This window comes from Pseudomonas sp. MD195_PC81_125, assembly GCF_014060985.1.
Lineage (GTDB): Bacteria > Pseudomonadota > Gammaproteobacteria > Pseudomonadales > Pseudomonadaceae > Aquipseudomonas > Aquipseudomonas parakoreensis.
This window is the reverse complement of record NZ_JABULD010000610.1, coordinates 1-2,232: the sequence shown is the minus strand read 5'-3', so window position 1 is coordinate 2,232 and position 2,232 is coordinate 1. Positions and strand designations below refer to the sequence as shown.

Annotated in this window: 1 protein-coding gene and 1 pseudogene; one reads left to right on the top strand and one right to left on the bottom strand. The window is 60.1% G+C overall.

Annotated elements, in window-relative coordinates; translation table 11 throughout:
- Window positions 1-30 precede the first annotated feature (30 nt).
- Window positions 31-375: a YggL family protein gene (locus HT737_RS24650; RefSeq protein WP_003223308.1), complete on the bottom strand. Its 345-nt coding sequence runs from the start codon at window positions 373-375 to the stop codon at window positions 31-33.
- 235 nt (window positions 376-610) lie between these two features.
- On the opposite strand from HT737_RS24650, the pseudogene dacB reads away from it, so the two are divergent.
- A pseudogene (dacB, locus tag HT737_RS24645) lies at window positions 611-2,075 on the top strand (D-alanyl-D-alanine carboxypeptidase/D-alanyl-D-alanine-endopeptidase).
- The last annotated feature ends 157 nt before the right edge of the window (window positions 2,076-2,232 follow it).

The window sequence follows — 2,232 nt, the reverse complement described above, 5'->3', positions numbered from 1 at the left end:
GCGACCCGAAGGTCGCCGTTTTTTTCAGTATCACTTGGCCGCGTTGATCGGCTTTTCCGGATACCAGACGTCCAGCAGCGGGCTGACGGTCATGCCGGTCAGTTCGCTACGGTTTTTCAGCCAGGCTTCAACGGCAGCGCGCTGCTCTTCGTTGACCGAGCCACGCTTCTGCAGGCATACCAGACCGAAGTCATCGCCGCCAACATAACCCAGACCGTTGGCTTCCATGGCTTCTTTGATGAATGCTTCGAGGAAAGCGTCAATGGCTTCTTCGGACAAGTCTTCTTTGAAGTCCAGGTTCAGTTCGAAACCCAGCTCTTGAAATTCATCAACGCACAGTTTTTTGCGCAGACGCTGGGAACGGTTAGTCGCCATTGGAACAATCCTCTTAAGTAATAACGGCCGGCACTTTACCAGTTTAAGCCGTCAATTGCCCGACTCTCTGGGCGCTATGGCCAACCGCCTGTAAAAAAAATAACGAAATGGCCGCCCCGGGCAAGGCACAAGCTGTTACACCTTGGGGCATAATGCCGACACTTTCATGACCACTGAGGGCTTTTTCATCCATGCCCTCGTTATTTTTCCCCTCTTCTGCAGGGTTTTATTTCATATGATCAAATCGTTGCGTCCTCTGTTTCTTGCCGGCCTTATTCTGCCCCTGGCCCTGCCGGTTGCCGCTGCCACCATTAACACCGCCCCTCACCCCCCAACGTCGAGAAAGCCCTCAAGGCCAGCAAGCTGCAGCCGACCGCGCTGTCGCTGGTGATGATTCCGCTCGACGGCCCGGGCAATCCGACCGTGTACAACGCCGATGTCTCGGTCAACCCGGCCTCGACCATGAAACTGGTCACCACCTACGCCTCGCTGGAAATGCTCGGCCCCAACCATCAGTGGAAAACCGAGTTCTACACCGACGGCGACCTGAGCGGCGGCATCCTCAACGGCAACCTCTACCTCAAGGGTGGCGGCGATCCGAAGCTGAACATGGAGAAACTCTGGCTGCTGATGCGCGACCTGCGCGCCAATGGCGTGACCCAGGTCACCGGCGACCTGATCCTCGACCGCAGCTTCTTCATCCAGCCGCAACTGCCGGAATTCAACGACGACGGCAACGACGAGAACAAGCCGTTTCTGGTCAAACCGGATTCCCTGCTGGTCAACCTCAAGGCCCTGCGCTTCGTCGCGCGCAATGACGGTGGCCGGGTGTTGATCTCGGTGGAACCGCCGATTGCCAGCGTGCGCATCGAAAACACGGTCAAGGCGCTCAACTCCAAGCAGTGCACCGGTGGCGTGCGCTACAACCCGGTGACCCAGCCTGATGGCAGCGTGACCGTGACCGTCGCCGGCCAGTTGGGCGATGGCTGCAGCTCGCAGACTTATCTGTCGCTGCTCGACCACGCGACCTACACCGCCGGTGCCGTGCGCGCGATCTGGAAAGAACTGGGCGGCAGCATCCAGGGCAAGGATCGCCTCGCCGCGACCCCGAGCAGCGCCAAGCTGCTGGCCCGCGCCTACTCGCCGGATCTGGCGGAAATCATCCGCGACATCAACAAATACAGTAACAACACCATGGCCCAGCAGCTGTTCCTGAGCCTCGGTCAGAAGTATCGCAACGAAGCCGACGGTGACGACGCCAAAGCCGCACAACGCGTAGTCCGCCAGTGGCTGGCGAAGAAAGGCATCACCGCGCCGCACCTGGTGATGGAAAACGGCTCCGGGCTGTCGCGCGCCGAACGCGTCAGCGCCCGCGAGATGGCCAACATGCTGCAAGCCGCCTGGCACAGCCCATACGCTGCCGAGTACATCAGCTCGCTGCCAATTGCCGGCACCGACGGCACCATGCGCAAAACGCCTGGAAAACCACCGCGATGCGTGGCGAAGCCCACGTCAAGACCGGCACCCTGAACACCGTGCGCGCCATCGCCGGCTTCAGCCGCGACGTCAACGGCAACACCTGGGCGGTGGTGGCGATCCTCAACGACAAGGCCCCGTTCGGCGCGTCGTCGGTGCTGGATCAGGTGCTGCTGGACCTGTACAAGCAGCCGCGTTTGCCGCAGACCGCTTCGGCGCTGTAATACGATCCTGCGAACACCACCAAACCCTGTGGGAGCTGGCTTGCCAGCGATAGCGGAATGTCAGCCACCAAAGATGCTGACTGAAACGCCCCTATCGCTGGCAAGCCAGCTCCCACAGGATTGTGGTGTATTGAATCTCAGCTCATCTGCTCCACCG

Bases quoted from the DNA above. Each gene is read 5' to 3' on its own strand.
- HT737_RS24650 (WP_003223308.1), bottom strand. From the start codon at position 375: ATGGCGACTAACCGTTCCCAGCGTCTGCGCAAAAAACTGTGCGTTGAT.